Origin of the sequence: Quyinboa ferrireducens (assembly GCF_042436675.1) — a bacterium.
Lineage (GTDB): Bacteria > Bacteroidota > Bacteroidia > Bacteroidales > UBA5342 > JBHJHP01.
Genome location: NZ_JBHMVA010000063.1, coordinates 1 through 1,493 on the forward strand (window position 1 = coordinate 1; position 1,493 = coordinate 1,493).

The window sequence follows — 1,493 nt, forward strand, 5'->3', positions numbered from 1 at the left end:
ATTTATGGAATTGGGAATAATTGGTTAATCTGGACTGATGGAGATCCAATATGAAAATAAAAAACTGGGTACAACACGCGGTCATAGTGCATGCGGTTTGGTTTTAATTTGCAAACCTTTATTCCGTATGTCGTCGTTTTCGGCTTGACAGTCTCCACTTCGTGGGACAGTCAACCGCACGACACCATACCGCGGGAACGTTGTACACCATAGTGAAAAAGCATCCTGCATAAAATTAGCATATAAAAAACTTTGATTATAAAATATATATTTAGATATTTGTCTAAATATAGAAATAAATCAAATGAATATTGTTTTTAAAGCATTAAATGACCAGACTCGTAGAAAGATTCTTGATTTGTTAAAGGAAAAAGACATGTCAGCTGGAGAGATTGCAGACCAATTTGAATTTTCCCGAGCGACAATATCTCATCATTTAGAACTTTTATATCATGCAGATTTAGTATCAAGTGTCAAGAAAGGTCAATTCATTATTTATTCTATTAATACAACAGTTCTCAATGAGATTTCAAAATGGATTGTCGAATTAATTGATAATAAAAATGAAAACAAAAAGTAATTTAAAGAAAGAACTACCAATATTAGTAGTTGTCATGCTTCCTGTATTGTTCATCCTGATAGCAAACAACCAATTAAATAACGTAGCTGAAATTAATTGGATTCAACCTAAACTGATTCCAATATGGATATTGATTTCAATATTTATTGGAGTAAATATATTGATATATGGACTTATGCTATTTGTTCAAAGGATAGACCCTAAAAAAAAGAATTACGAAGCTTTTGAATCTTCATTTTATAAGATTCGATTTATAGTTTCATTATTTATAACGGCTATAACTGGATTATTTGTTGCTTCAAATATTGGGATTGTTATAGATGAACTTAAGATTTTAAGAATCTCAACTTTCGTGTTATTAGCTGTAATTGGAAACTATGTTTATAGTGTTAAGCCAAACTGGTTTATCGGATTTAGAACTCCATGGACACTTGATAATGAGAATGTATGGAGAAAGACACATCAATTTGGAGCAAAAATAATGGTTGGATTCAGTATAATTGGGCTAATTGTATCCCTGATTCCTCAAAAAGAAGGAATCGGGTTGATTGTATTTTTTAGTATCATTATGATAATGGTGATGATACCGATAATTTATTCATATAGATTACATAAAAGATTGACAACTAAATAACTACGGTGTACAACACGCAATATACGTAAGCCGGGGGATGTGGGCAATTTAAAGTTTTGTACATTTAATGAAAATTGTAGCGGTTTGACAAGTTGGAGCTCCGAAATCCCGGCCTCCGCATATTGCCATCCGTTGTAAATAATGCCGTGATTAGTTGTTTGATTATTTTAAAACTGGCTTCCACCCTCTTACGGCTGAAGCGGGGAACGTTCTTTTTAAAACTGGATCATCGTTTGATTTAAACCAGGTGTCGGGTGGAATCTCAGTCTACAAAACTTT

The 1,493-nt window shown here is 32.8% G+C and carries 2 protein-coding genes; both read left to right on the forward strand.

Features of this window, described 5'->3' with window-relative positions; all coding sequences use genetic code 11:
- Positions 1–304 precede the first annotated feature (304 nt).
- Positions 305–580 (forward strand): autorepressor SdpR family transcription factor, encoded by a 276-nt coding sequence (locus ACE01N_RS20395; RefSeq protein ID WP_380592909.1) that lies wholly within the window; start codon positions 305–307, stop codon positions 578–580.
- Complete coding sequence (locus ACE01N_RS20400) at positions 564–1,214, forward strand: SdpI family protein (RefSeq protein ID WP_380592911.1); 651 nt, start codon at positions 564–566, stop codon at positions 1,212–1,214. The genes ACE01N_RS20395 and ACE01N_RS20400 overlap by 17 nt, the downstream gene beginning before the upstream one ends.
- Positions 1,215–1,493: the final 279 nt, after the last annotated feature.

Bases quoted from the DNA above. Each gene is read 5' to 3' on its own strand.
- ACE01N_RS20395 (WP_380592909.1), top strand. From the start codon at position 305: ATGAATATTGTTTTTAAAGCATTAAATGACCAGACTCGTAGAAAGATT.
- ACE01N_RS20400 (WP_380592911.1), top strand. From the start codon at position 564: ATGAAAACAAAAAGTAATTTAAAGAAAGAACTACCAATATTAGTAGTT.